The organism is Tamlana sp. 2_MG-2023 (assembly GCF_030548465.1).
Lineage (GTDB): Bacteria > Bacteroidota > Bacteroidia > Flavobacteriales > Flavobacteriaceae > Pseudotamlana.
In genome coordinates this window covers 502247-525069 of record NZ_JAUOSF010000002.1, presented here as the reverse complement: position 1 = coordinate 525069, position 22823 = coordinate 502247, and the positions used below count along the sequence as shown (strand labels likewise).

Here is a 22823-nt window from a genome sequence, read left to right as displayed (position 1 = left end):
GAGGAAATAAGAGTTTTTTGGAGCGAGATATTAAGGAATCGAGCTTTTTAGATAGGAGTGAGGCGTTACACACAACGTGTTTGTGTATGATTTCGTTGCGTGTTTCAGCAACTAATTTAGCAAATACAAACCGAATAGAAAATCCGCGAGGATTTTCGTAAGTAGGCGAGTACTAGCAATGAATTATACACGGTGTTGTACTGCGTTTTTATAACTTCATTTCGTTAATAATTTCTTTCGTTTGTTCCATATCTGTAATCATAAATTCAAGCATTTCAGATCGTTTTAATTTAGTCTTTTTAGTATATAAGTCTTTTCTAATTTGCAACAATAATTCGCTGAGTAATGCAATCAATCTGTTTCCATAATCAGAAGTGTATTCACCATTCTCATCTTTATAAATGTCTGAATGAAAAAAGGTCTGCATTATTTTATTAAATATCTGTATCGCTTTATCAGACCCGAATGTTGTTAAATCAAATACAGCTTTCTTATATTCCAATGTTGTAAGCTTATTTATTTCTCTTTGTTTAACTTTTTCTGATAAGGTAAAAGTCATTGTTGCAATAAACGGTTCTAATAATATCTTATAAGTTTCTATCTTAAATTCTCTCGATTTAGCCTCTGAGTTAAGGACGTCTTCTTTTTTAGATTTAATAATCCAAGAAATAATTCCGCCTACAGTTAACAGAATTGGTGATAAGATAGCTATAATTAAGGTTTGATTCATTTCGTTTTTTTGTCCATAATTTTCTTGCTAACTAATGTCAATCTAATAGCAAAAGCAATAATTAAGAATAGAATACCAAAAGTATATTTATAACCTTCCCAAAATGTGTCATTTACTATTTTTCTTAATTCATCTCTTTTTTTAGTTAGTTCATTTATTCGGTTGAAATAAACTAAAACATATTCGTAATCTGTCGAAGTTTGATAATTTGTGACGTTTAGAATTGGTAAATCTGGCAATGAACTATAATCGTTCGCAATGGATTCTGATGTAATTTGATGAATTCTTTTCATCCAGCTACAAACTGAGTCTTGTTCAGCTTGTCTTAGGTCGAATACATTTTGAGGTAAAACTCCACTGTTATTATACTTGAAACAATGATTTGGAATTCCAGAATAACTGTTTAAGTCAGACAAATTAGACTGCACATAATTACTGTATAGCTCTAATTCATTTGTACTTCTGTTTTTTCTATTTTCCGCAACTAAAAACAATAATCCAAATACTCCAACGAAAATCCAACTGAACTCTAATCGAATCCAAGTTATTTCTTTCAATTTGAATGCTCTCAAAAAAAGAATATAAAATAAACCCCATAAAAGAATAACTCCTATAAATGCAATGAGCGGATTGGTAATTAATTCTTGGATGGTTTCAAACATATATTTTATTCAATTTTTCGAATTTTTATTCTATGCACAATGTTTTTCTTAAATGCAGTACAACGGTCTCGTGTAAGGTACGTTGCGGCTAATTAGTTAGGATTTCCGAATGGAAATCCGAATTTGAATAGCAGTACTACACATTATTAGAAGTACTAAAGTAAGCAATGTACTTTACACTGTGTTGTGTGTAGCGCTTTTTTTATCTGTTTTGTGCTTTAAACGTCTAAAATTAAGGGTTTTAAATTTGTTTTTAGCGGGAGATTTGCCGTAAAACTTACGTTTTGATTTTAAACTTCATTTTTGTCACGAACTAATTTGCCGTCAAGATTTTCAGTCCGCCGCAACAGTTGCGTAATATTGGTGTCCGAAGTCGTCTGAGTAGGCAGAATCAGTTTTTTAGAGCTCCGTTAGGCATATTTTAGCAGTCTAAAAGTCCGAATTACGTCATAATTGCGCTCTGCTAGTGTCCGAAACCGCATGAGTGAACAGAATCCGATTGCGCTATATTTTTAAAGTTTGTTTTCGCTTAGATTCCAGGAGAATTAGTTCTGTTATTTTTTGAGGAAATAAGAGTTTTTTGGAGCCAGATATTAAGGAATCGAGCTTTTTAGATAGGAGTGAGGCGTTACACACAACGGTCTCATGTAAGGTGCGTTGCGACTAAGAAAGTAGGATTTCCGATTGGAAATCCGAAGTTGGATAGAAGTACAGCACATTAACTTAACGCTAAAGTAAGCAATGAATTTTACATTTTGTTATGTGCCGCGTTTTTGTGTTGAGAAAATTGATATTTTTTTGCGTATTAAACCCCTTAAATTCCGCAAAAATTTGCCGCCCAGAAAGTCAGTCCGCCGTAACAGTTGCGCATTGCAATGGTCAGAAGCCGCTTGAGTAAGCCAGTTTGAGTGATTTTCACGATCTTATTCACTTTTATTATACAAAGATATGCCGTTTAGCTAAACAGTGCGATACAACAGTTGCGTTTTGATTCGTGCAGAAACCAGCAGAGTAATCACATTTTAATATTCAGATTCTTAAACTACTAAATTTTATGAGAAATTTTCCGTTTTTTGGATCAGTCCGTCGCAACAGTTTCGTATCGTTAAAGTCCGAAATCGGCTGAGTAAGTTAGTCCGATTGCGCTTTGCTTTTTACGTTATAATTTTGGGATTATATGCTTTTCAGCAGAGTGGATACGTTGCACATAACGGTTACGTATATGAAATGTTGCGTGTTTGAGTGCGAGGATTTTCCGAAGGAAAATCAGATGCAAGCAAACAAAGCAACTAACATTGGTTAAGCTAAAAATAGCAATTTTTTATATACAATGTTGGCAGCAGTTTTTTATTTTATCCACATCAAATATAGACCATAATTAAAAATTGCAACTCCTAAAAAAGTCACAATGCTTAGGACCAAATCCAATCTATCATTTGACACGTTTCTTTTTGTTGTCTTAATCCCAGTTCTTATTTCATTTAATAAATCTTTTGTTCTCGAAATCATGTTCAAAATAATTCCTATTATTATATAGATGTTAGTATATTTATATAGATAAAAAAATAAAATAATTGTTATAACAGAAGTAACTATAGCAGAAGTTAAACCTCTTTTTCTTCTTTTTTCATACAATTCAGCGACATATTCACTAGTTGAATTATCGGTTCTCGGTTTAAATATTCCACGAAAAATAATTCCAATCAAAGTCGATGATATCATTAACAGTAAAATATTCGCAATTATAAATTTCACAATAATCCAAGCTATATCCATTTATTGAAGTTTAATTTAAGGTTATTCACAATACTTAATTATTAGCATTTATTTATTATTTTAAGGGATTGTTCCAAATTGCTGCCAACGGTTTTGTGTATGATTAGTGGCGTGTTTAAGCGCGTAATTTAGCAAATAAAAACCAAATAGAAAATCTGCAAGGATTTTCGTAAGCAAGCTAAAACTAGCCATTAATTATATACGGTGTTACCTGCTGGCTTTTATTTCCGTCAATAGGATTTTTGCTTTTCCAATTGCTATTTTTTCTATGTCAGGAAATATTTTTGCATTTAAAATTTTGTCTCCATTCAATTGTTTAATCTTTAATAAAATAACATTCTTTGAGTCATAAAGTAATTCGTCTGCGAAATCTTTTAAATCACATTTACTTAATTCAACAAGTCCTGATGTTGTTTTTGCTAAATTCTCGTTTTTAATTCCATTTAAGAATTTTGGTTTGTAAAGTTTTAGAAACGCTCTGATTTCTTTATTATACTTACTATCTGTCAATTCTTCTATTCTTCTCAAAGATTGGAACAAAGATGAAATAGTAAGATTTTTGTTATTCGATATTTTTAATTTTTTAAGAAAATCATTTTCAAAATGTTTTATTGCTATTTTAAAATCAATTTTTAGAGAATAGTCAAAAGCCTTTAAATAATCTCCAAAATTCAATCTTCCATATTGATATTCGTCTGCTCGTTGTATTGTTAAGTATTTATCTAAAAGATTACTGCAAAATAAATTTGAATTCAAATTATCATTTACAAATGTTTTATTCTTTGTTTTATTTAGAACTTCGGTTGATTGACTTATATTAAGTTCTTTGTGACACATTGAATTACGAAGGATATTTAAATCTGACATATTCAATGCGTTTATAGTTTTTTCTTTGTCAACCCTTGTTAAAACAAGGAATAAAGATTCCATAACAGTAAACTTTGAACCATCTAAAACCTTGTTTAGTAATTCAGCTGATATTTCATTTTTTACTTTCTCCTTTAATTCTTGAATGTTTAATACTTTAGGATTCGATAATATTGCAACGTCAAAATCAATATTTAATATTTGTTTTTTTGTTATAGCTAAAAGTTCCTTTTGTGTAATTCCTTTAATCTCGATTTCATTCTTTTTTACTAATTCATAGAATATTAGTAAACTGTTTATATTTCGCTCGCTTTGTAGTAATATGTTGAAACTAGAAGAAATTAAAAATCGATTTATTATTTCGTAAAAAATTTCTTTGTCAGAAACAATGGTAGTGTTTAATTCAAGTATTCTAGCTGAAATATTACTTAAGCTTTGTTCATTTTCAAGTAATTTGTAAAATATTCCATTGTCAAAACTCTTTTTCAATTCTAAATTCACTAAATCTGGAGCAATTGATGATAAATCTGATAAACTTTTTGCGAAATCTGATAGATTTGTATTAGATGTATTAAGATTCAATGATAATTGGTCAAGAAGTTTTTTTGCAATCGTTGTACCAAGAGCAATATCAATTTTTTCTAACTCTCTGATTGACTTACCAATTTGAACAGTTTTTAATTTATTTCCTTTTTTGACAAGTTCTTTAATATTTAAATGTCTAATAATTCCGAGCAATAATTTTTTTGATAAAGGCGAAGTATTTAATTCAGATAATGAGTTTGTGATTCTTGAAAGAGTAGGCAATTTTTCTATCATAGATAGCCATTCAGGAAAATGAAAAGAATTAAGAATTCTATTTACGGTTTCTGGGGTTGCTTTCTTTTTGCTAATTCGCATTGTTAATTCCGAAATGGCATTTGTATTTGCCTGCTCGTTTGTTCGGAGTGTTCTAATAATATTTCCTAACTCTATATTTAATTGATTAGCAATTTGAAGCAAATTGCTATAAACAGAATAATCTTTTGATATATAAAGTTCAAGTTTGTATTTTGAGTAATACTTTATAATAAGAGAGTAATAAGCTGATTGATTTTTGTTGTTCAGCATATCAAATGAATGGAAAAATATTTTTTGCAATTCAAATACTTCATAATTTCGAATATTACTATCGAATTTAATTGAAATTAGCTCAAGAACTTTAGTTTCATTTAATAGTGCTTTCACAATTTCGAATTGCCCTGACGCATACAATTTTAGTACTATTTCAGTAATATTTAACTCTGATTCAGTTTTGTAATTGTCAAGATAATTAATGAGTAATCCTATTAAATCTTTTGTTTCTAAATCTTTTTCTTTAGTTAAGGTTAGATGAATTAAACTTGCATAATCTTTATGTGGAAAATAGTAATAATCACTAGTAGTGTAGTTTATTATAATTCCCTTTTCTTTAAGTTTTGCAAACTCTTCATTTTTTCCTTTGACTCTTAAAAATGAAATATCGTGGCTAAACAAATAAGAATACAGAAATAGAAGTGCCGTATTGAATTCATTTAATTTATGAGCATCAAAAAAGTAGGAATAAATATTGTCATTGTTAACTTGGTCAAGTTTAAGATTCTTACCTTTTTTGTTTGATGAAATCCAAGTTTCAATTGCAATATTTAGTTTTAATAGATTACTATCTGTGTTTTTTAAGATGGTTTTAAAATCTCCTTTGTACCAAGCAAAATCAGGAAATTCTTTTTTTAAATGATATACTCTATTGTCGATAATTCCTGAAACTTTTTCTTCAAATTCAAAATCTGGATTATATCTAAATTGATATATGTCTTTGAAGACATTTAGAATTGAGTTTTTGTCTTCTTCTCTAAATGAGTTATAATATCTTGAAATATAGATTCCTTTTATCCATTCAAAACTGGCGATTTTTTGACGTAGTTCTTTAAATAAGTTTACGTTATCGTGGACATTTTCAAGAATTATAATTGAATGGTAAAAGGAAAGTTGATTTATCTCCATCATTAAATCTCTTTTCGAGTAATTTAAATCGGGATTTGAAAGGTCTAAAATATATGTTTTGTAGTAAGGAATTAAATTTCTAACAATTGCTTTTGTAAAGGTTGATTTTCCGCTACAAGGGTTTCCTAGTATAGCGTACTCTTTGGTTTTGTTTTTATTAAAAAGAGAGGCAATCTCCTTGATTTTCTTTTTTTCAAATTCGGAAAAGTAAATGGCATTTTCTGGTGTAATATACTCCGTTGATGTTATGACTTTGTCAAATGGTATAAACGAACAAAAATTACTTAATCCATTAAATTCAGAAGATAATTCTTGTTTGACAATTTCTTCAATTCTTTTTCTCTTTTCTGTAGAAATTATTTTTTGAAAATCGCCAATTATTTGTCTTGTTGTTTTTATTGAAATTCTTCTACCATATGTTTTAGAAAGTTCAATCTCACTTATCTTTTCTAGTGCTTTGTTATCTCTAATAAAGAAGCCGATTATTTGATTTATTTTTTTTGAACTGTGATATTTTAGTATTTTTTCAACAGTATCTTTTTCAATCTTTTTTTTCTCGTTACTCTGAATTGCTGTGACTTGGATAGCAATACCTTTTTTGATATCATACAAGTCAATTCCTTCTGCATTCTTTTCCGTGTAGTTTAAGTTAACTAGACTTTTCCAACCGTAGATTAATTCAAAAAGTCGCATAAAAAAATCTTCTGCGATTAATTTTTCATCGTGCTTATTAAAAACACCTTCGTTGTCTATTTTTCTAACATATTCAAGAAGATTATTTTCAATTGAGCTGTTCATATTTTTTGATGCAGTTGGTTTTTTTCTGCTTGCAGGTAACGGTTTTGTGTATGATTAGTGGCGTGTTTAAGCACCTAATTTAGCAAATAAAAACCAGATAGAAAATCCGCGAGGATTTTCGTAAGTAGGCTAGAACTAGCCATTAATTATACACGTTGTTCTACACCGTTTTTATTCGTCCATTCTAATTTCATATCGTCAATTGCCTTAATCTCAAAAAGTTCAGCAATTTCGGTTAAATTTCCAATTTTCAATGCAATTGGTTTTATTTCATTCGTATATAAAACTATTCTGAATTCTTTCTGATATTCGTATTCAGTTGATTTGTCAAATAACGTTATTTCTCCGTTTATCTTTTCTTTTTCGTAATATTTGACAATTTTTGCTCGATAAGAAATATCTTGTTTTTCTATCTCTTCGCATATTAAGTCTAAAAATTTCACAACGTTTTTGATAATTACAAAATGAGTTCCAAATTCTTTAACTCTTTGATCGATTTTATAATCCGATTCCATTACATCAGGTGATTTAATACAATACATTGAATATAAATTTCCTTTTATTTCGGTCAAAAATTCTCGTAAATGAAATTTATTGGGATTAAGCTCAATTTCTTTTCCTGTTTCTGGAATTGTCAGAGTCAATTTCAGTTTATCATACTCGTGATAATTCTTAATATTTGTAGTTCCTTCGTATTTATCTCCACGAGCGATTTGCTCCTCTAATTTTCTGAAGTATTCGATTGTATTAAAATAGATAGTTCCGTTTTCTAATAAATCAGTCATATTTTCTTTATTCCCAAATTTTAGGAAATAGAAAATACGTTTATCGTTATTAGAGGTGTTTGTTTTCAAATGGTGTAGAACGTTGATGTGTATGGAACGTAGCGTGTAAAAAGGTAATATATTTAAGGCTAAAACAGAGCTAAATTTTTAATTTTGTTTTTAACTTGTCAAACGTAAAAGCCAAATTAAAAATTTGGCGGACTCGGCAAACAAGCAAAAACCTCTGGGAAAGCCTAATTTAGCTATGTTTTATACACGGTGTTAGCAACTGGGCTTTAGCTCCAATCTTTATTAAATAACTTTCTGTCTTTTGATAGTTCTAACACGTTTGATTCTTTCAATATTTTTCTAGATTTATTGTTGTACTTGTTTATTCCGTCAATTGAAATAAAAATCTGATTTTCAAAATTTGAGTATTGTTCAATTATTTTATCTATTGCGACATCTTCTATGTTTTTAAATAAAATAGAATCGTGTATTAGAAAAGGAAGTACTGTTAGTTTTAAAATTGCTAAATCAAATTCAATAAGGTCTGCGTAAGATTTTCCTGTTCCTGTATTAGATGAATGGTCAAATTTGTATGATTTTCTTCCCAATTCTATTTTAGGTGTTTTTTTACCTTTAACGTGGATTTTCTCGTTTATTTCTATTAATTCTTTATTAATTTCAACTTCAATTTCGGTTAGAATATCTCCAATTAAAGCATCAATGTCAATTTCAATTTCTTTTACCTCTTCGGTAATATCAATTTTTTCTTGATAAAAACGATTTTCATTCTTCAATTTATTTGATTCAATCGTAAGTTCATAAATTTTGTCAACGATATATTTTGGACTACTAACGTTACTTAATAATGCAGAAACTTTGAAATCAATAGCTTCTATTCTTTGGTTAAAAAGTTCGTTTTCTTTTTCTAAAAGCTCTTTTGTTGTTTTTATTTCTCTAGTTAATATCGAGCTGATTTTATTATGGAAAGATTCTATTTCGGATATTCTTTCTTCATTGGGATTTTCAAAAAATGCAGATAATCTATCTAGGTGTTTACTCTTTATTCTTTTTTGATTTAAATTTAAATCAAGGCGCTTAATTTTATTTACTATGAGTGACTGTTCTTTTAAAAGTTTACTTTTTTCAACTTTAAGTTCAATAACTTCTTTGTTCGTTAGTTCTTCAATGTTTAATGTGAATTTTAAAATATTCTCTTTAATATTTGTTATCTCCTTTTCAATACCTTCTAGTTGTCTTTTGTTTTTTTCAAAAGTGGTCTTTGTAATTTTTGGAATATAATTTTTTCTTATTGCACCAGTTAAAAATTTCTTTGAATCTTTTTTGTCTTTCAATTTTTTAGATGTCTCAACAATTTTATCGTAAAGACCGAACAGTTTGATGATTCGAGAAATTGAAATTTCGTCTGCTTCTTTTGAAAAGGATAATAAAGGCTTGTCAACACTATAATTATCTTTTCCCCAAATTCTAGAAAATAACCCTACAATATCTCTAAAAGATGTTTGTGGATAGCTAATACCGTAATTTTCCAAAAGTAGTGATGTATATTCTTTAGTTGATATATGGTTTAGTGGATTATAATTTATATCACATACACTTACAATATCTGGATTTGCAGTTTGTCTCAAAAAATAGAATTTATCTTTACCAAATTTAAATTTAAATTTGAATGTGAAATCTCCTAAATGCTCAATACTTCCTGAATTTTTACTAAGGAAAGTGTTGCCTCCAAACACAAAATCAATAATCATCAAAAATGTAGACTTACCAATTGAATTGGTTGAAATATCATCTCCTAAAATTGAATTTAATCCATTCTTAAATTCAATTACGGGTTCAATAAATTTGTCGCATTTAATTTCTTTTAACATATTCTATATTTTCGTTTTCAAAGTCTACATTTATCATATCTAAAGCATATAACACATCTAAAGAGATTATAAATTCGTCTGTACTTTTAAATTTTGTTTTAGTTTCATTGTATAATTCGTGAATATTTATAGTTAATTTTTCACGTTGTTCTAAAACGGATATCATCTTATAAATTATAGATTCTTCGAAACGAATATTTTTATTTGGATAAATCATTTTTAAAATATTTCGCAGTTTTGTATGAAGTACGATATTATTATTTCCGAAGCTTCACGATTATCTTGTTTAGTCTGTTTTTGTAACCAAGTTGTCATTGCATCAAATATTTCTTTTTGATTGCTTCCTTGTTTTTTAAGTAGTAAATAATGATTTTTTATTTGAGATGAAATAACTTCTGTGGTCATCGGTTCTATAAAATCCAATTCTTTAAACTTATCGCTAATTTTATAAAAATAATCTTGTACGTTTTGATGTATTTTTCTTTTTGTTAAAACAGTAATTGTATCGTTTGTCTTTTTGTCAATTGTTTTTGGACTATATTCTAAATTGTTCTCAAATTCCAAATCTTTTGCAACAAGTAATTCTATTATTTCAAAAATTTCGATTTCAATACTTGTTTTAGACCAAATATTTTGTTCCTTTTTCCTTTTAAGAATATCTTTTTTTATTTTAAATAATTCCCGATATTCTTCAACAGTTTTATCTTTATCGTATTTTTTATGACAAGGATTACATAAACAAATTAAATTATCTCCGTGGTCTGAATCCGAATTCAATAATTTTTCATCTTTTAAAAGAATTACTTCTTTTGGAAGTGGATTTAATGGATAGATATGAGCAATCTCAAATCCTTTCTGGTTCTTTCCGTTTTTTTCATAGATTAATGTTGTCGGACAAAGCGGACATATTCCATTAACTTCTGAATGTAAAATCAGTTGTTCGTTCGGTTGTATTTTTCTTCTTGGTTTGCTCAATGTTTGTTTTGCCTTGTTGCTAACGTTGATGTGTATGGAACGTAGCGTGTAAAAAAGGTAATATATTTAAGGCTAAAACAGAGCTAAATTTTTAATTTTGTTTTTAACTTGTCAAACGTAAAAGCCAAATTAAAAATTTGGCGGACTCGGCAAATAAGCAAAAACCTCTCGGAAAGCCTAATTTAGCTATGTTTTATACACGGTGTTAGGCATTGTTGTTTTTGATTTTATTTCTATTCGATTCTTTGTTCAATCTTTCTTGGTAATCATACATTCCAATATCTCCATCTCCAACAGTCAGAAAAAATAAATCTATAAAAATCCCCCAATATTTCTTCCAAATAGTTTGCGGTTTCCATTCAACTCTTGGTATTTTATGATTTTCTAATTCTTGTTCAATTTCAAAGATTTCATTCCAGTTTTTTATGTGTAATCTTTCAATCGTTTTAAATTTAAACCCTTTTTTTTCTTTTATTTCAATTTCTGTTTTCTGTTTGTCAAATTTTTGTTTTCTAATTGAGTATCTTAAATTCGATAATTGAGTTTTCTTACTTTTATTATTGATTCTATTTATAGTTAGAAAGGATTCATTCAGTTCAATATTCGTAATAAAGGGTTTTATCTTTGTTAAATAATAGATATCAAACAATAGGTTTATAATTAAAAGAAAAGAAGTTAAAAACTTAAAAAAGAAATTCCATTCAGAGTATTTGATAATATAGATTAAAGCACAAAATCCAATTACTATATAAATCAGCCATTTGATTTTATCCGTTTTAGTATTTGTAGGTTCAAATTTCATCGTTTTCTCTAATAATGCCTAACGGTCTTGTATATGAAACGTAGTGCTGAAAAATGAGCGATTACGTTTCGGATTAGCACAAGCCGAATTTTTAAATTTTTCTAATTATCTTTCTTTTCTCAATTAGCCAAATTTAAAAATTTGGCGACCTTGCAAATATGCTCTAACTTTCGTGTTAGCAAAGACTCGCACTATGTTTTATATACTTTGTTGCCCACAGTTTTTTTATTCGGTCAACCAATTTACTAAATCTTTTTCATTTACTATCGACCAAGAATGTGGATGTCTTTCCCCATTTGCTCGATAACCTCGATTTTCTGTTTTTATAAGCTCAATATTATTTTCTCCAAACTCGGCTTTAAACTGTTCGGATAATTTTTGAATGTAAAAAGCATTTAAATCTTTATAATCGTTTTTTGCGTGTTCATTCCACCATTTTAAATCAGGTTCTATATAAAATCTGATTTTTAATTTTTCTAAACCTTTAAGGTTCTCAATATTTTGGGATTCCAATGTATAAGGCGAGTTCAGTTCGTAATTGGTGATTCCGTTCTCTGGATTTCCAAACTCATTATCTAACATTTCTTTAATCCACTTTGATTCCGCAACAGATGGTTCCGAAAAATTGAGTTTTAAATTTTTTTCTGCTGTTTTGTAAAGTCCCAAAAGGTCAACTGGCGAATCCACAACAAAAACGCCTTTTGGTTGAATTTGACTTTTGTTTTTCACGAGATAATCACAGATAGTTAAACTCACATTTCCTCCGCTCGAAAATCCTCCAACAAATATGTTCTTTTTTGGCAAATTATATTCACTAATTATTTTCGTTAGTTGTTCAGCCAATTCTTGTTTCTCTTTTGGTTTAAGATACAAGAGTTCGTTTAAGTTCATTGCCAAAACTGAAAATCCATTTTTAACGCTAATATCTGAAATCTTAAATTCGTTTAATGTGTTTTCAGCGTCGCAAGGGAAGCAGGGAAATAAAATCAACAGTCCTTTTTGATGTTCAGCTTTGATTAATTTAAATTCCGATGTTGTAATAATTTCGGACGAAGACTTTTCATTCGAGGTAGTTTTCTCGGTTTGTCCTTTGCAAGAAATTGTAATAAAAGCTAAAATTATAATGAATTTCTGCATTTTTCTTAAATTGTGGGCAACGTGTTTATATATGGTTTGTTGCGTGGTTTAAGCAACTAATTTAGTAAATAATTACAGACCAAGAAAATCCGAGAGGATTTTCGTAAGTAAGCAATTAGCCAGCAATAAATTATATATGTTGTTGGCAACAGGCTTTCTTTTTTTCGTTCCGATTTTTATTTTATTCGTTCATTTCAATTATTAATTTTTCTCCGTAGTTCAGGTTTTTAAAGAAACTCAATTGTCTTTCAAATATATATCCGTTTTGCGTGAATTCCATATTTTGATTTTCAGTTTCGATTTTTAATTTCATTTCTTCTATTGAATATTCTCCTAGCACAATTCTAAAATATCTCGCAATTAATTTAGAAACTCCTAATTTCAACATAATCCACATTGGTGATAAAGTCAGAGGTTCAACGCTTTCTTTTCCACGTATTAATTTTATGTATTCAATTTCCGATTCTTTTATTGTCAACGCACTTGTTTTATTAGACAAGTTTGACCTTAAAAGAATTCCTCCTGAATATTTTTCAAAACTACATTTAGAGTTTTCTTTTATAAATTCCGTCGAATTATTTTTTGCTTTAAAAGACTTTAGATAAAATGATGAACTTCCAATTGCTTTCGGTTTTTTCCAATCGATTTTTGTCGGTTTTCCAATATTTTTCTCGATTGTTCTTGAGTTCATTTGTTTTCGTTGAGTTCGTTTTTCAGCTTGTTGCCAACGGGTTATGTATATGCTTTGTTGCGGGTTTAAGTATGTAATTTAGCAAAAACAAACGGAATAGAAAATCCGAGAGGATTTTCGTAAGTAAGCGAGAACTCTAGCAATAAAGCATATACGGTGTTGCCTGCAGGCTTTCTATGTTTTCAAATCTTCTAATAAGTCAATTCTCTTGATGAAATGAGATAAATCTAAAGAGCCAACACCACGAACTCTATTGATACTTTCTAAAATATGCATAACCTCAATTTCGGAATTTTCTTTAATAATCGAACTGATTAGTGCTTTGTTCTGTCCAGTTTCTTTATCTATTTCATACAATATTTTTCTATGATATCTTTCTTGCGAATAATTATTGTAGGCGTTAATCAAAGGGATTTCAAGCCACATTAATTGTGTTTCAGTTTCTTCATTTATCTTACCCTTAATTATTGATATAAACTTATCTTGAACCTCTTTTATACTTAAACTCTTACTTTTCAATTCTTCATAAAATTCATTGTGTTTAATTTTTATGAATATGAGTAAAAGAAAAGTATGTGGTACAACATACATATTAACTTCAAAACTTCTTAAAGCCAATCTTGAATGAGCAAAAATTTTCTCTTGTTGTCTTAATGGAATATTGGCATTTGTAAAAAGTAGTTTACAAGTCTGAAGAAAATTTGATTTGTCTGATTTTAATTCATGATATTTTGACCTTTCGGATGATTGAAAAAATTCATCAAATTGAAAGTAGTCATATAAATATTTATAAAAAACATCTACTTCTGGTTCTGGAATAGAATATTCTAAATCAATAAATCTTCTCAAATATTCATCAGCATCTATATCATCACTTCCATAAACACCCTTAACTGCATTACCAAGTTGTTCCTTGTCAATCGATAAGATGAAAACAATATTTGGAATTGAAAAGAAATGTTTTATTTGCTCGAGTATAGAAACTGCATAATTCGGTCGGCATCTATCTAATTCATCCACAATAAATATTAGAGGTTTCCCTTCATTTGTATTTGCAATAAATTCCGAGAGACTTTGTCGAAAATCCGAAATACTTTTTTTCTTGTTTTGGTATTCGTTCACTTCATTTTCAAAAACATCAGATAGTCCTTTAGTAACTCCTATTATGGCGTCTTTTACTCCTTCTGTGTCAATGTATCTATCTGCTATCGCTTTGGCTATTATTGGTGCAATATGCTTAGTTAGAGAAGATGCGTTTTTTAGGGTTTTTTTAAAGGCTGGTTCTGTTGCTTTTGTTGTAAGTGTTTTTAATTCTCCCATTAATGCTGTGAGAGGATTGTTTTCAAAATCATTTTCCCAAGCATTAAAATATAAAGTTTGGAAATCGTTGTTTTTTAATTCCTGTTCCCACATTTTCACAAATGTAGTTTTTCCAGTTCCCCATTTATTGTTCAAGCCAAGTACAAAACCATATGGATATGAGTTGATAATATTGGTTAAGATTCCTGAATATTTTTGTCTATCTAATTTGCAATTCGCAAAGGGATTTGCAGGTTCTATTTCAATTTCGTAGTGCTTAATATTCATTCGGTCGCGATGTTTTTTCAGCTTGCAGGTAACGGTTTTGTGTATGGTTAGTTGCGTGTTTAAGCAACTAATTTAGTAAACAAAAACGAACGCGAGAAAATTCCGAAGGAATTTTCCAAATAAGCAACTACCAGAGCAATTAATTATACACGGTGTTAGCTTTAGTGTTTCTATTTATTATTTATTGTGTCTTCAATTATTTCAATCAGAATAAATGGCCATCTCCTAACAGAAAATGTTATTAGATCTCCATTAATAGTTTCCTTGTGTATTCCGCTAAATCCCCATTTAGGCTTCCAATCTGGTGGCCAAAGACTTGGTTTTTCATTATCGAAAATTCCACCAGCTGGATCAGCAATAGAAACTCCTTTATGTGTAAATGAATTTCTAATATTAAATAGAAATTTTTCTTTTCTTTCAATTGGAAGTTTTATTTCTCTTCCAGTTGCTAAAGTTGTTCCAGTTGGCTTTACAATACGAGGGGTTAATTGTATGCTTGTCTTTATACTATCAAAAAGTTTTTGTTTATTTTCTTGACTTAAAACTTCTTGAATAAATTTATAAAAAGAGCTTTTCACACCATAGATTTTATTATACTCATTGTTAACACTTAAAATAAATTCAGAATAATTATAAGTTAAACTTTTATCGATAATTTCTTCCCTTTCTTTTTTTCGTTTTTTGCTTCGCAACCAGCTATTAAAGTCCATCCAATCATTTGGCTGTCCTAAAATATCAAAACAAGTAAGTGCAAGATACACCCTTAAAGCCGCATAATCTTTATAAGAATGCGTCCAATACCTGTCAGGTAAGTTTTTTATTTTATCGCGACCTCTGAAATGTTCTTTAGCCTCAATTAGTTGTTTAATTAAAAGAATTCGACTTTCAACTAATTCAATTTGTTCAGAGCTCCAATTCATTATGTAAAGCGGTTTTTCAACATTAAAGCTAACGTTGATGTGTATGGAACGTAGCGTGTAAAAAGGTAATATATTTAAGGCTAAAACAGAGCTAAATTTTTAATTTTGTTTTTAACTTGTCAAACGTAAAAGCCAAATTAAAAATTTGGCGGACTTAGTAAACAAGCAAAAACCTCTCGGAAAGCCTAATTTAGCTATGTTTTATACATGGTGTTATGCGTAGGCTTATTTGGTTTGAATCAGATATAATATCGAGCATATAAGCCCTAAACTCATAAAGAAAAACGTCAAAAATTTGCTTAGAGATGTGTCTAAATTCATATCCTTATTGATATAAATAGCCCAGAAAACAATAAAAATATAAATTATTGTATATATCAAAGACATCCAATAAATAGTTCCTTCAAAACTCGCAAAGGCTTTGTTTTTAAAATCTGATTTTTGCCTGATATCTTCATCCATATTAAGGTTTAAAATTTCTCCACCAACAATTCGAGATGTAATTTTAGGAAGGACTTTTTCGTTTGGTGATGTAACATAAAAATTAATATGAATATTGTCTTTTGGGTTGAGTAAGTCAGGCTTTAATATCAATGTATTATTTGACTGTGACTCTTTGTCTAATTTTATATTAGATGGTTTAGTATTTATTGTATACTTCAAAATTTTAACAGAATCTTGAAAGCTTACGTGTAGAGAATTCAATAATTCTGAGTTAATTATAGGAACATTTCCAGTATTAGTCAAAACGGATGAGATAGAATATAAGTTAAATACTTGTTCATTATCAAAAAACACCTTAATTGATTCGTCTGATATTTTCTTGTCAGAAACTAATTCAGTTACAGCTATATTTTTAAAAGATAATTCTTTTATATCTTTTGAAACGATAAATAAAATTATTGGTAAAGCGATACCAATAATTGCTATCAACGTTTTAAAGTCTAAAATTTTCTTCATTCGGTATAATTTAGAAGTGTGGTTTTTCGTGCTTACGCATAACGTTGATGTGTATGGAACGTAGCGTGTAAAAAGGTAATATATTTAAGGCTAAAACAGAGCTAAATTTTTAATTTTGTTTTTAAATTGTCAAACGTAAAAGCCAAATTAAAAATTTGGCGGACTCGGGAAACAAGCAAAAACCTCTGGGAAAGCCTAATTTAGCTATGTTTTATACACGGTGTTATAGCGCGTTTTTTATTTTATATTCTAATTCTTCCAGTGATTTTAATAAAATTTTAGCAATTGGATGTACTAAACCTAAAGTAACATCAGCTGGCTCTCCATTTTTATATCCAATTTTAGGTCCAGTATTTATCATTTCAACTGCTAATTTTTCTTTTTCAGTTTTTGCTTTGCCTGAATGAATCCCGCCTCTAACATTTGAATTAATTTTTATAATATCTTGTACGTTGTATATTTGTTCGTGAAGAATTAAACAACGTAATTTTAAGAATTTTTGTCTATTAATAGTTTCAATATCTGATTCATTTGTGATTTCCTTTGGAACTATACCCTCCATAATCATTTTTCCAATACCAGGTTCAGCATTTTTAAGTTTTCGCACTTTAAAAGACATCTTTAGTTTATGTTTACTATTAACTTGGTCGATGAGTGGATAGTCATCTAATAATAATTGTCTTATTAAACCCGCAGATTTTTTATTATTATATTTAGTAGGCTGATCAATTTTATCTTTTAAATCATTAATAATATTTAGAAAATCTTCTTCAATTTCAGTCATTTTTTGAATGTGCTATAACGGATTATGTATATGGTTTGTTGCGGGTTTTAATCACCTAATTTAGCAAATATAAACTGACTAGAAAATCCGAGAGGATTTTCGTAAGTAGGCGAGAACCTAGCAATAAATTATATACGGTGTTAGGGTACGTTTTTTATTCTCTACATTTTATTTTTCTCGTTTTAATCATTTTTGTTTTTTTATTTTTCAACTTTCCGTTTTGAGTCAGTATATGGCTATATCTTTTTTTAGAAATCCAATTTCCTTTTTTGTCATACTTATATTTTATAGTGTAACAAACATTATCATTATCATTCCAATTTCTCTTATAAAATATTAAATCTCCTTGTTCATTATATTTATTCGAAGACTTTTGCTTTTTGTTTCCAGAATGACTTATTGCTCTATTATTGGAGTTAACTAACTCGTTTTTGTTATTATATTGATTGATAGCTACAATATTTTTTTTATAATCGTAATTTGCTGTTTCATAACCAATTAAACTACCATTACCGGCAAAGTTCTCAAGTCTGATTAAGTTTTTCTCTTTGTCAAAAAAATATTGGGCAATATTCGAAATTTGTTTTTGATAATTATAATCTATCTGAACAGAATTGCCGATTGAGTCGTATTTATATTCAGTATGTTTTGTTTGATATCCGATTAAGTTTATCCATCTTTTGTTATCAAGTCTCACTCGCCTTTGTAAACTGTCATATTTATATATATTTAGCCAAATCAATTTATTTTCATCATTGAACCTTTTTAGGCTTGTCAATTGCATTGATTTATTGAAATTCTTGTGCTCAATTTCCGTTTGAATTCCGTCCGAATTATAAAAACTCGTTTTTTCAATAATTTGAGCAAAATTTACGTTCTCAATGTATTTTGTATTATTGGTGTTAAAACTTGCTATTGACTGTGAAAAGGTCAGTTGCGAGAGAAGGAAAGTAGTTAGTAAAATTGTAAATCTCATTGATTTTTGGTTTCTCTAAATGTACCCTAACAATACTATATAGAACATTATGTTCTATATATCCCCAAATATAAGGTATATGAAATATATGTGGTATATATCTTTTATATGTTTTTAATCATCCAACGGATTTTTAATCTGCTTAAAAGCAGTCGTAGCTACATGTGTGTAAATTTCAGTGGTTTTGGTAGAGCTATGACCTAACAAAACTTGAATTTGCCTTAAATCCACACCATCTTCCAAAAGGTGGGTTGCAAAACTATGTCTAAGCATATGAGGAGTCACGGTTATAGGGATTTTAGCCCTTTTTGCAGCATTCGTAACAACACGTCCTATACTTTGCGCCGAATACTGTTTACCATACATACCTTCAATAATGTAGGTTCTTGGTTTCCATTGCTTGTAATACGCTCGTAAATCGTTCAGTAAATTATGTGATAGGAGTGTGTAACGATCTTTTTTTCCTTTAGCAGCATGAATACGAATTAGCATGCGTGAACTATCAATATCAGTAATTTTTAAATTAACCAACTCATTACGGCGTATTCCAGAGGAATATAATAAACTTACAATACATTTGTGTTTTAAGTTATTGGTATGAGCTATTATCCTTAAAACGGCTTCTTTAGAAAGTACTTGAGGTAATTTCTTTTCCTTTCTAGGACGTTCAATTTTATAAAAACGATTAGGCATGCCAAGAACCGATTCATAGTAAAACTTTATACTATTAATAGACATGTTTATATAAGAATCCGATTTGCCACCTTGTACTAATTTTAGAATATACTGTCTAACATCATTTTCATTAATAGCAATCAATTCTTTATCTGGATAATAATTGATAAAATGTTCAAAAGCGACGATATAAGATTTTATGGTATTGTTGGCATACTTTTTAATTTCGAGCTTGTCTAAATACGAGGTAGGACAAAGCCTGTAAACTTTAGGAAGAGCACGGTTTCTAAACCAAGTAATATCCATTGGTTCACTATGCTCATTAATAGGTTTGTTGTCAAAAAAATAATGACCATTTACCCAGGCAACGCCCTTAAACTTTTTAAAAATGAGATCTAGATTTCCTGGTGTATTTACAATATATGCCATATTAAATTCATTGCTCCATTTTACATCGGGAAGTTCTTTTACAAGGGCATGTATAACTTTGTCGGTTGTAAATTGTAAACCTATTTGTTTTATATCTTTAATTAAAAGGTGTTTTAATGTGATGCTTCTACCTTTTTCCATAATTTTAATTTTTATGCAATATTAGAGGTCAGATATGACTTAAAGGTGTTTTATATGAATAACATTCGTATATTATACCGATAAATTAATTATTATGAGGTTTTACACCAATTGTTTATACTGTAAAAGTGAATTAACCGGAAGAACAGATAAAAAGTTCTGTGATGTACAATGCAAAAGTGCCTATCAATATCAGCAAGCAAAAGTGCAGCCCGAACGTTTTTATAATAAAGTTGACAATCAGTTAAAACTAAACAGGAAAATATTAAAAGAATATAACAAAGGTGGTAAAGTAACTTTAAGAGCCGAATTATTACTAGAAAAAGGTTTTAACCCCAACTATTTTACGCACTATTGGAAAAATCAGAAAGGAGAAGTTTATCTTTTTGTATATGAATTTGGCTTTCTGAGGATTACTGAAAATAGTAAAAACAAATACGTTTTAATTCTATGGCAAGAGTACATGGAACAATCTAAAATATAGCAGCACAAATGAAACACACATATAAAATACAAGGTATGTCCTGTAACGGTTGCCGTAACCACGTTGAAAAAATACTTTCCGATGTATCGGGAGTTTCTAGTGCGGTTGTTGACTTAAAAGCAGCGGAAGCGACTATCGAAATGGTTAACCATATTCCTATTGAAACATTTCAAAAAGCTTTATTTGATGATGGTGGTAATTATACGATTCACAATATAAATGAAAAGAGTTGTTGCTCAAGCCATTCGAAAAAAATAGACAAACCCAAAGGCATAGGTAATGGCGTTTTCTATTGCCCAATGCATTGCGAAGGTGATAAAACTTACGATAAACCTGGCGATTGTCCTGTTTGCGGCATGGATTTGGTTGAGCAGCAAAATGTAACGGTAAGCGCCGTGAGTCAATGGACCTGCCCCATGCATCCTGAAGTTCTGGAAGATGAACCTGCAGATTGCCCTATTTGTGGTATGGATTTAGTGCCTGTTGAAGCTGATTTGTCTTCTGAAGAAAAAACATATCAAAAGCTGCTAAAAAAGTTTAAAATAGCGGTTGCCTTTACTCTTCCTATTTTTTTAATAGCCATGAGCGATATGCTGTCTAATAATCCGCTATATGCTATTTTAGATCAAAAATATTGGAATTGGATACAATTTATACTCTCCATTCCCGTAGTGTTCTACGCGACTTGGGTGTTTTTTGAACGTGCTTATAAGAGCATAAAAACATGGAACCTTAACATGTTTACACTAATCGGAATAGGGGCAGGTGTGTCCTGGTTATTTAGTGTTTTCGGAATGTTTTTTCCAGATATTTTTCCGGCACAGTTTAAAACCGAAAACGGAATCGTTCATGTCTATTTTGAAGCGGCTACCGTTATTTTAACGCTGGTTTTATTCGGACAATTATTAGAAGCCAGAGCACATAGTAAAACCAATCAAGCGGTTAAAGAACTTCTGAAATTGGCACCTAATAAGGCGCTTAAAATTGTTAATGATCATGAAGTTGAAGTGTCAATTGATAAAATTGAATTAAACGATATTCTAAAAGTTAAACCTGGCGATAAAATTCCTGTTGATGGTGTTATTATTGAAGGAACCACTACAATCGACGAATCAATGATTACCGGTGAACCAATCCCTGTTAATAAAAGCAATAATGATAAAGTTAATAGCGGAACCATAAACGGCAACCAAACGTTTTTAATGAAAGCTGAAAAAGTTGGTAGCGATACTTTACTATCTCAAATTATTCATATGGTTAATGAGGCGAGCCGAAGTCGTGCACCTATTCAAAAATTAGCCGATAAAGTTTCAGGTTATTTTGTACCTATCGTTGTTTTTATTTCCATAATAACTTTCTTGGCTTGGACCATTTGGGGGCCAGAACCCGTTTATGTCTATGCTTTAGTTAATGCCATTGCCGTTTTAATTATTGCTTGCCCATGTGCTTTGGGTTTAGCAACGCCAATGTCTGTGATGGTAGGCGTAGGGAAGGGTGCTCAAAATGGTGTGCTTATAAAAAATGCCGAAGCTCTTGAAAAAATGCATCAGGTCGACACTCTAATTATTGACAAAACTGGAACCATTACCGAAGGGAAACCAACAGTGGAAACTGTGGGTACATTCAATAATAATTTTTCTGAAAAAGACCTGCTTCAATACATCGTCTCACTGAATATAAATAGCGAACACCCACTTGCTGAAGCTACTGTAAAATATGGCAGATCACAACAGATAGAAACCTTAAAATCTGAAGGTTTTAGTGCCGTTACCGGTAAAGGTGTTGAAGCCATGATAAATGGTGAAAAGATAAGTTTAGGTAACCCTAAAATGATGGAATATGTACATGCTTCAATTGATTCCAAAATGGAAGAAAAAGCAGCATTATTCCAGAAACAAGGCAAAACCGTGTCCTTTTTAGCGATTAATAATGAAGTTAAGGGTTTTGTGGTTATTTCAGATAAAATTAAAGAGACCAGCGCTAAAGCCATTAAAGCATTACAAAACAATGGTGTAGACGTCGTGATGTTAACGGGAGACAATTTTAATACGGCGCAAGCGGTGGCTAATGAGCTAAATATCAATCGTTTTAAAGCAAGCATGCTTCCAGAAGATAAACTTAATGAGGTTAAGAATCTCCAAAACAACGGAAACATAGTAGCTATGGCGGGTGATGGTATAAATGATGCCCCTGCATTAGCCCAAAGTGATGTAGGTATTGCCATGGGCACAGGAACTAATGTGGCTATTGAAAGTGCCATGATTACTCTGGTTAAAGGTGATTTACATGGAATTTTAAAAGCAAAACATTTAAGTGATAAAGTGATGCGTAACATCAAACAGAATTTGTTTTTTGCGCTAATCTACAATGCCATAGGTGTCCCAATTGCGGCGGGTGCGTTATTTCCTGTTTTCGGAATTTTGCTTTCGCCTATGATCGCCGCTTTAGCCATGAGCTTCAGTTCGGTGTCTGTGATTTCTAATGCGCTGCGTTTAAAAAATGCTAAAATAGATTAGTTGTTAGTAACTATTAATCAGAGTTATATTGATATTTCATGAAAACTGAACAAGTTTTTTACATTTCACACCTTTAGGTAATGAGACTTTCTGATAACTAATTTTAGTCACTTGTAATTATCCTGATAGCATAACGTCGCCTCAAATAATTAATATTTATTTTTAATATAATATTAGGCCGAGCGCAGTAAAGGTTCAATTTGTGGCACAGAGAAGTTTTCGATTAACT

General features: G+C 29.9%; 19 protein-coding genes. 2 read left to right on the top strand and 17 right to left on the bottom strand.

The window, feature by feature from the left end:
* Window positions 1–208 precede the first annotated feature (208 nt).
* The 17 genes from Q4566_RS05355 to xerA all read right to left on the bottom strand — a co-directional run bounded on the left by Q4566_RS05355 (window position 209) and on the right by xerA (window position 19594).
* A complete protein-coding gene (locus tag Q4566_RS05355; RefSeq protein WP_303419242.1) occupies window positions 209–730 on the bottom strand; it encodes a hypothetical protein in 522 nt (173 codons plus the stop codon).
* Window positions 727–1392, bottom strand: coding sequence for a hypothetical protein (locus tag Q4566_RS05350; protein ID WP_303419239.1), 666 nt, complete (start codon window positions 1390–1392; stop codon window positions 727–729). Before Q4566_RS05350 ends, Q4566_RS05355 begins: the two co-directional genes overlap by 4 nt.
* 1347 nt (window positions 1393–2739) lie before the next feature.
* Entirely contained in the window at window positions 2740–3168 is a 429-nt protein-coding gene (locus tag Q4566_RS05345; RefSeq protein WP_303419236.1) for a hypothetical protein, read from the bottom strand.
* Window positions 3169–3375: 207 nt separating this feature from the next.
* Window positions 3376–6855: an SMEK domain-containing protein gene (locus Q4566_RS05340; RefSeq protein WP_303419233.1), complete on the bottom strand. Its 3480-nt coding sequence runs from the start codon at window positions 6853–6855 to the stop codon at window positions 3376–3378.
* A 146-nt stretch (window positions 6856–7001) separates the two neighbouring features.
* A complete protein-coding gene (locus Q4566_RS05335; RefSeq protein ID WP_303419231.1) occupies window positions 7002–7640 on the bottom strand; it encodes a hypothetical protein in 639 nt (212 codons plus the stop codon).
* Window positions 7641–7915: 275 nt separating this feature from the next.
* Window positions 7916–9517: a DUF2326 domain-containing protein gene (locus Q4566_RS05330; RefSeq protein WP_303419228.1), complete on the bottom strand. Its 1602-nt coding sequence runs from the start codon at window positions 9515–9517 to the stop codon at window positions 7916–7918.
* Entirely contained in the window at window positions 9501–9734 is a 234-nt protein-coding gene (locus Q4566_RS05325; protein WP_034062228.1) for an ABC-three component system middle component 7, read from the bottom strand. The genes Q4566_RS05330 and Q4566_RS05325 overlap by 17 nt, the downstream gene beginning before the upstream one ends.
* 2 nt (window positions 9735–9736) lie before the next feature.
* Window positions 9737–10492, bottom strand: a complete 756-nt coding sequence (locus Q4566_RS05320) for an ABC-three component system protein (RefSeq protein WP_303419224.1) — start codon at window positions 10490–10492, stop codon at window positions 9737–9739.
* A 205-nt stretch (window positions 10493–10697) separates the two neighbouring features.
* Window positions 10698–11294 (bottom strand): hypothetical protein, encoded by a 597-nt coding sequence (locus Q4566_RS05315; RefSeq protein ID WP_303419221.1) that lies wholly within the window; start codon window positions 11292–11294, stop codon window positions 10698–10700.
* Window positions 11295–11519: 225 nt separating this feature from the next.
* Entirely contained in the window at window positions 11520–12431 is a 912-nt protein-coding gene (locus Q4566_RS05310) for an alpha/beta hydrolase fold domain-containing protein (RefSeq protein ID WP_303419219.1), read from the bottom strand.
* 181 nt (window positions 12432–12612) lie between these two features.
* The gene (locus Q4566_RS05305) at window positions 12613–13122 is read right to left on the bottom strand and encodes a hypothetical protein (protein ID WP_303419216.1); all 510 of its coding nucleotides are present in this window, start codon (window positions 13120–13122) and stop codon (window positions 12613–12615) included.
* 174 nt (window positions 13123–13296) lie between these two features.
* Window positions 13297–14709, bottom strand: coding sequence for a P-loop NTPase fold protein (locus Q4566_RS05300; protein ID WP_303419213.1), 1413 nt, complete (start codon window positions 14707–14709; stop codon window positions 13297–13299).
* A 170-nt stretch (window positions 14710–14879) separates the two neighbouring features.
* On the bottom strand, window positions 14880–15629 hold the full coding sequence (locus Q4566_RS05295) for a hypothetical protein (protein WP_303419210.1): 750 nt from the start codon (window positions 15627–15629) through the stop codon (window positions 14880–14882).
* A gap of 225 nt (window positions 15630–15854) precedes the next feature.
* On the bottom strand, window positions 15855–16589 hold the full coding sequence (locus Q4566_RS05290; protein WP_303419207.1) for a hypothetical protein: 735 nt from the start codon (window positions 16587–16589) through the stop codon (window positions 15855–15857).
* A gap of 223 nt (window positions 16590–16812) precedes the next feature.
* On the bottom strand, window positions 16813–17373 hold the full coding sequence (locus Q4566_RS05285) for a hypothetical protein (protein ID WP_303419205.1): 561 nt from the start codon (window positions 17371–17373) through the stop codon (window positions 16813–16815).
* A gap of 154 nt (window positions 17374–17527) precedes the next feature.
* Window positions 17528–18349, bottom strand: a complete 822-nt coding sequence (locus Q4566_RS05280) for a hypothetical protein (protein WP_303419203.1) — start codon at window positions 18347–18349, stop codon at window positions 17528–17530.
* Window positions 18350–18463: 114 nt separating this feature from the next.
* Window positions 18464–19594, bottom strand: a complete 1131-nt coding sequence (gene xerA, locus Q4566_RS05275) for a site-specific tyrosine recombinase/integron integrase (RefSeq protein ID WP_303419201.1) — start codon at window positions 19592–19594, stop codon at window positions 18464–18466.
* A 94-nt stretch (window positions 19595–19688) separates the two neighbouring features.
* Between xerA and Q4566_RS05270 the strand changes: the two genes are divergently transcribed.
* Together Q4566_RS05270 and Q4566_RS05265 are read left to right on the top strand one after the other, a co-directional pair.
* A complete protein-coding gene (locus tag Q4566_RS05270) occupies window positions 19689–20078 on the top strand; it encodes a hypothetical protein (protein WP_303419198.1) in 390 nt (129 codons plus the stop codon).
* An 8-nt stretch (window positions 20079–20086) separates the two neighbouring features.
* Window positions 20087–22594 carry a heavy metal translocating P-type ATPase gene (locus Q4566_RS05265; RefSeq protein WP_303419195.1) on the top strand — a complete coding sequence of 836 codons (2508 nt, stop codon included), beginning with the start codon at window positions 20087–20089 and terminating at the stop codon, window positions 22592–22594.
* Window positions 22595–22823: the final 229 nt, after the last annotated feature.

Bases quoted from the DNA above. Each gene is read 5' to 3' on its own strand.
- Q4566_RS05290 (WP_303419207.1), bottom strand. From the start codon at position 16,589: ATGAAGAAAATTTTAGACTTTAAAACGTTGATAGCAATTATTGGTATC.
- Q4566_RS05295 (WP_303419210.1), bottom strand. From the start codon at position 15,629: ATGAATTGGAGCTCTGAACAAATTGAATTAGTTGAAAGTCGAATTCTT.
- Q4566_RS05265 (WP_303419195.1), top strand. From the start codon at position 20,087: ATGAAACACACATATAAAATACAAGGTATGTCCTGTAACGGTTGCCGT.
- Q4566_RS05305 (WP_303419216.1), bottom strand. From the start codon at position 13,122: ATGAACTCAAGAACAATCGAGAAAAATATTGGAAAACCGACAAAAATC.
- Q4566_RS05300 (WP_303419213.1), bottom strand. From the start codon at position 14,709: ATGAATATTAAGCACTACGAAATTGAAATAGAACCTGCAAATCCCTTT.
- Q4566_RS05280 (WP_303419203.1), bottom strand. From the start codon at position 18,349: ATGAGATTTACAATTTTACTAACTACTTTCCTTCTCTCGCAACTGACC.
- Q4566_RS05315 (WP_303419221.1), bottom strand. From the start codon at position 11,294: ATGAAATTTGAACCTACAAATACTAAAACGGATAAAATCAAATGGCTG.
- Q4566_RS05285 (WP_303419205.1), bottom strand. From the start codon at position 17,373: ATGACTGAAATTGAAGAAGATTTTCTAAATATTATTAATGATTTAAAA.
- xerA (WP_303419201.1), bottom strand. From the start codon at position 19,594: ATGGAAAAAGGTAGAAGCATCACATTAAAACACCTTTTAATTAAAGAT.
- Q4566_RS05325 (WP_034062228.1), bottom strand. From the start codon at position 9,734: ATGATTTATCCAAATAAAAATATTCGTTTCGAAGAATCTATAATTTAT.
- Q4566_RS05345 (WP_303419236.1), bottom strand. From the start codon at position 3,168: ATGGATATAGCTTGGATTATTGTGAAATTTATAATTGCGAATATTTTA.
- Q4566_RS05270 (WP_303419198.1), top strand. From the start codon at position 19,689: ATGAGGTTTTACACCAATTGTTTATACTGTAAAAGTGAATTAACCGGA.
- Q4566_RS05355 (WP_303419242.1), bottom strand. From the start codon at position 730: ATGAATCAAACCTTAATTATAGCTATCTTATCACCAATTCTGTTAACT.
- Q4566_RS05350 (WP_303419239.1), bottom strand. From the start codon at position 1,392: ATGTTTGAAACCATCCAAGAATTAATTACCAATCCGCTCATTGCATTT.
- Q4566_RS05330 (WP_303419228.1), bottom strand. From the start codon at position 9,517: ATGTTAAAAGAAATTAAATGCGACAAATTTATTGAACCCGTAATTGAA.
- Q4566_RS05340 (WP_303419233.1), bottom strand. From the start codon at position 6,855: ATGAACAGCTCAATTGAAAATAATCTTCTTGAATATGTTAGAAAAATA.
- Q4566_RS05310 (WP_303419219.1), bottom strand. From the start codon at position 12,431: ATGCAGAAATTCATTATAATTTTAGCTTTTATTACAATTTCTTGCAAA.
- Q4566_RS05335 (WP_303419231.1), bottom strand. From the start codon at position 7,640: ATGACTGATTTATTAGAAAACGGAACTATCTATTTTAATACAATCGAA.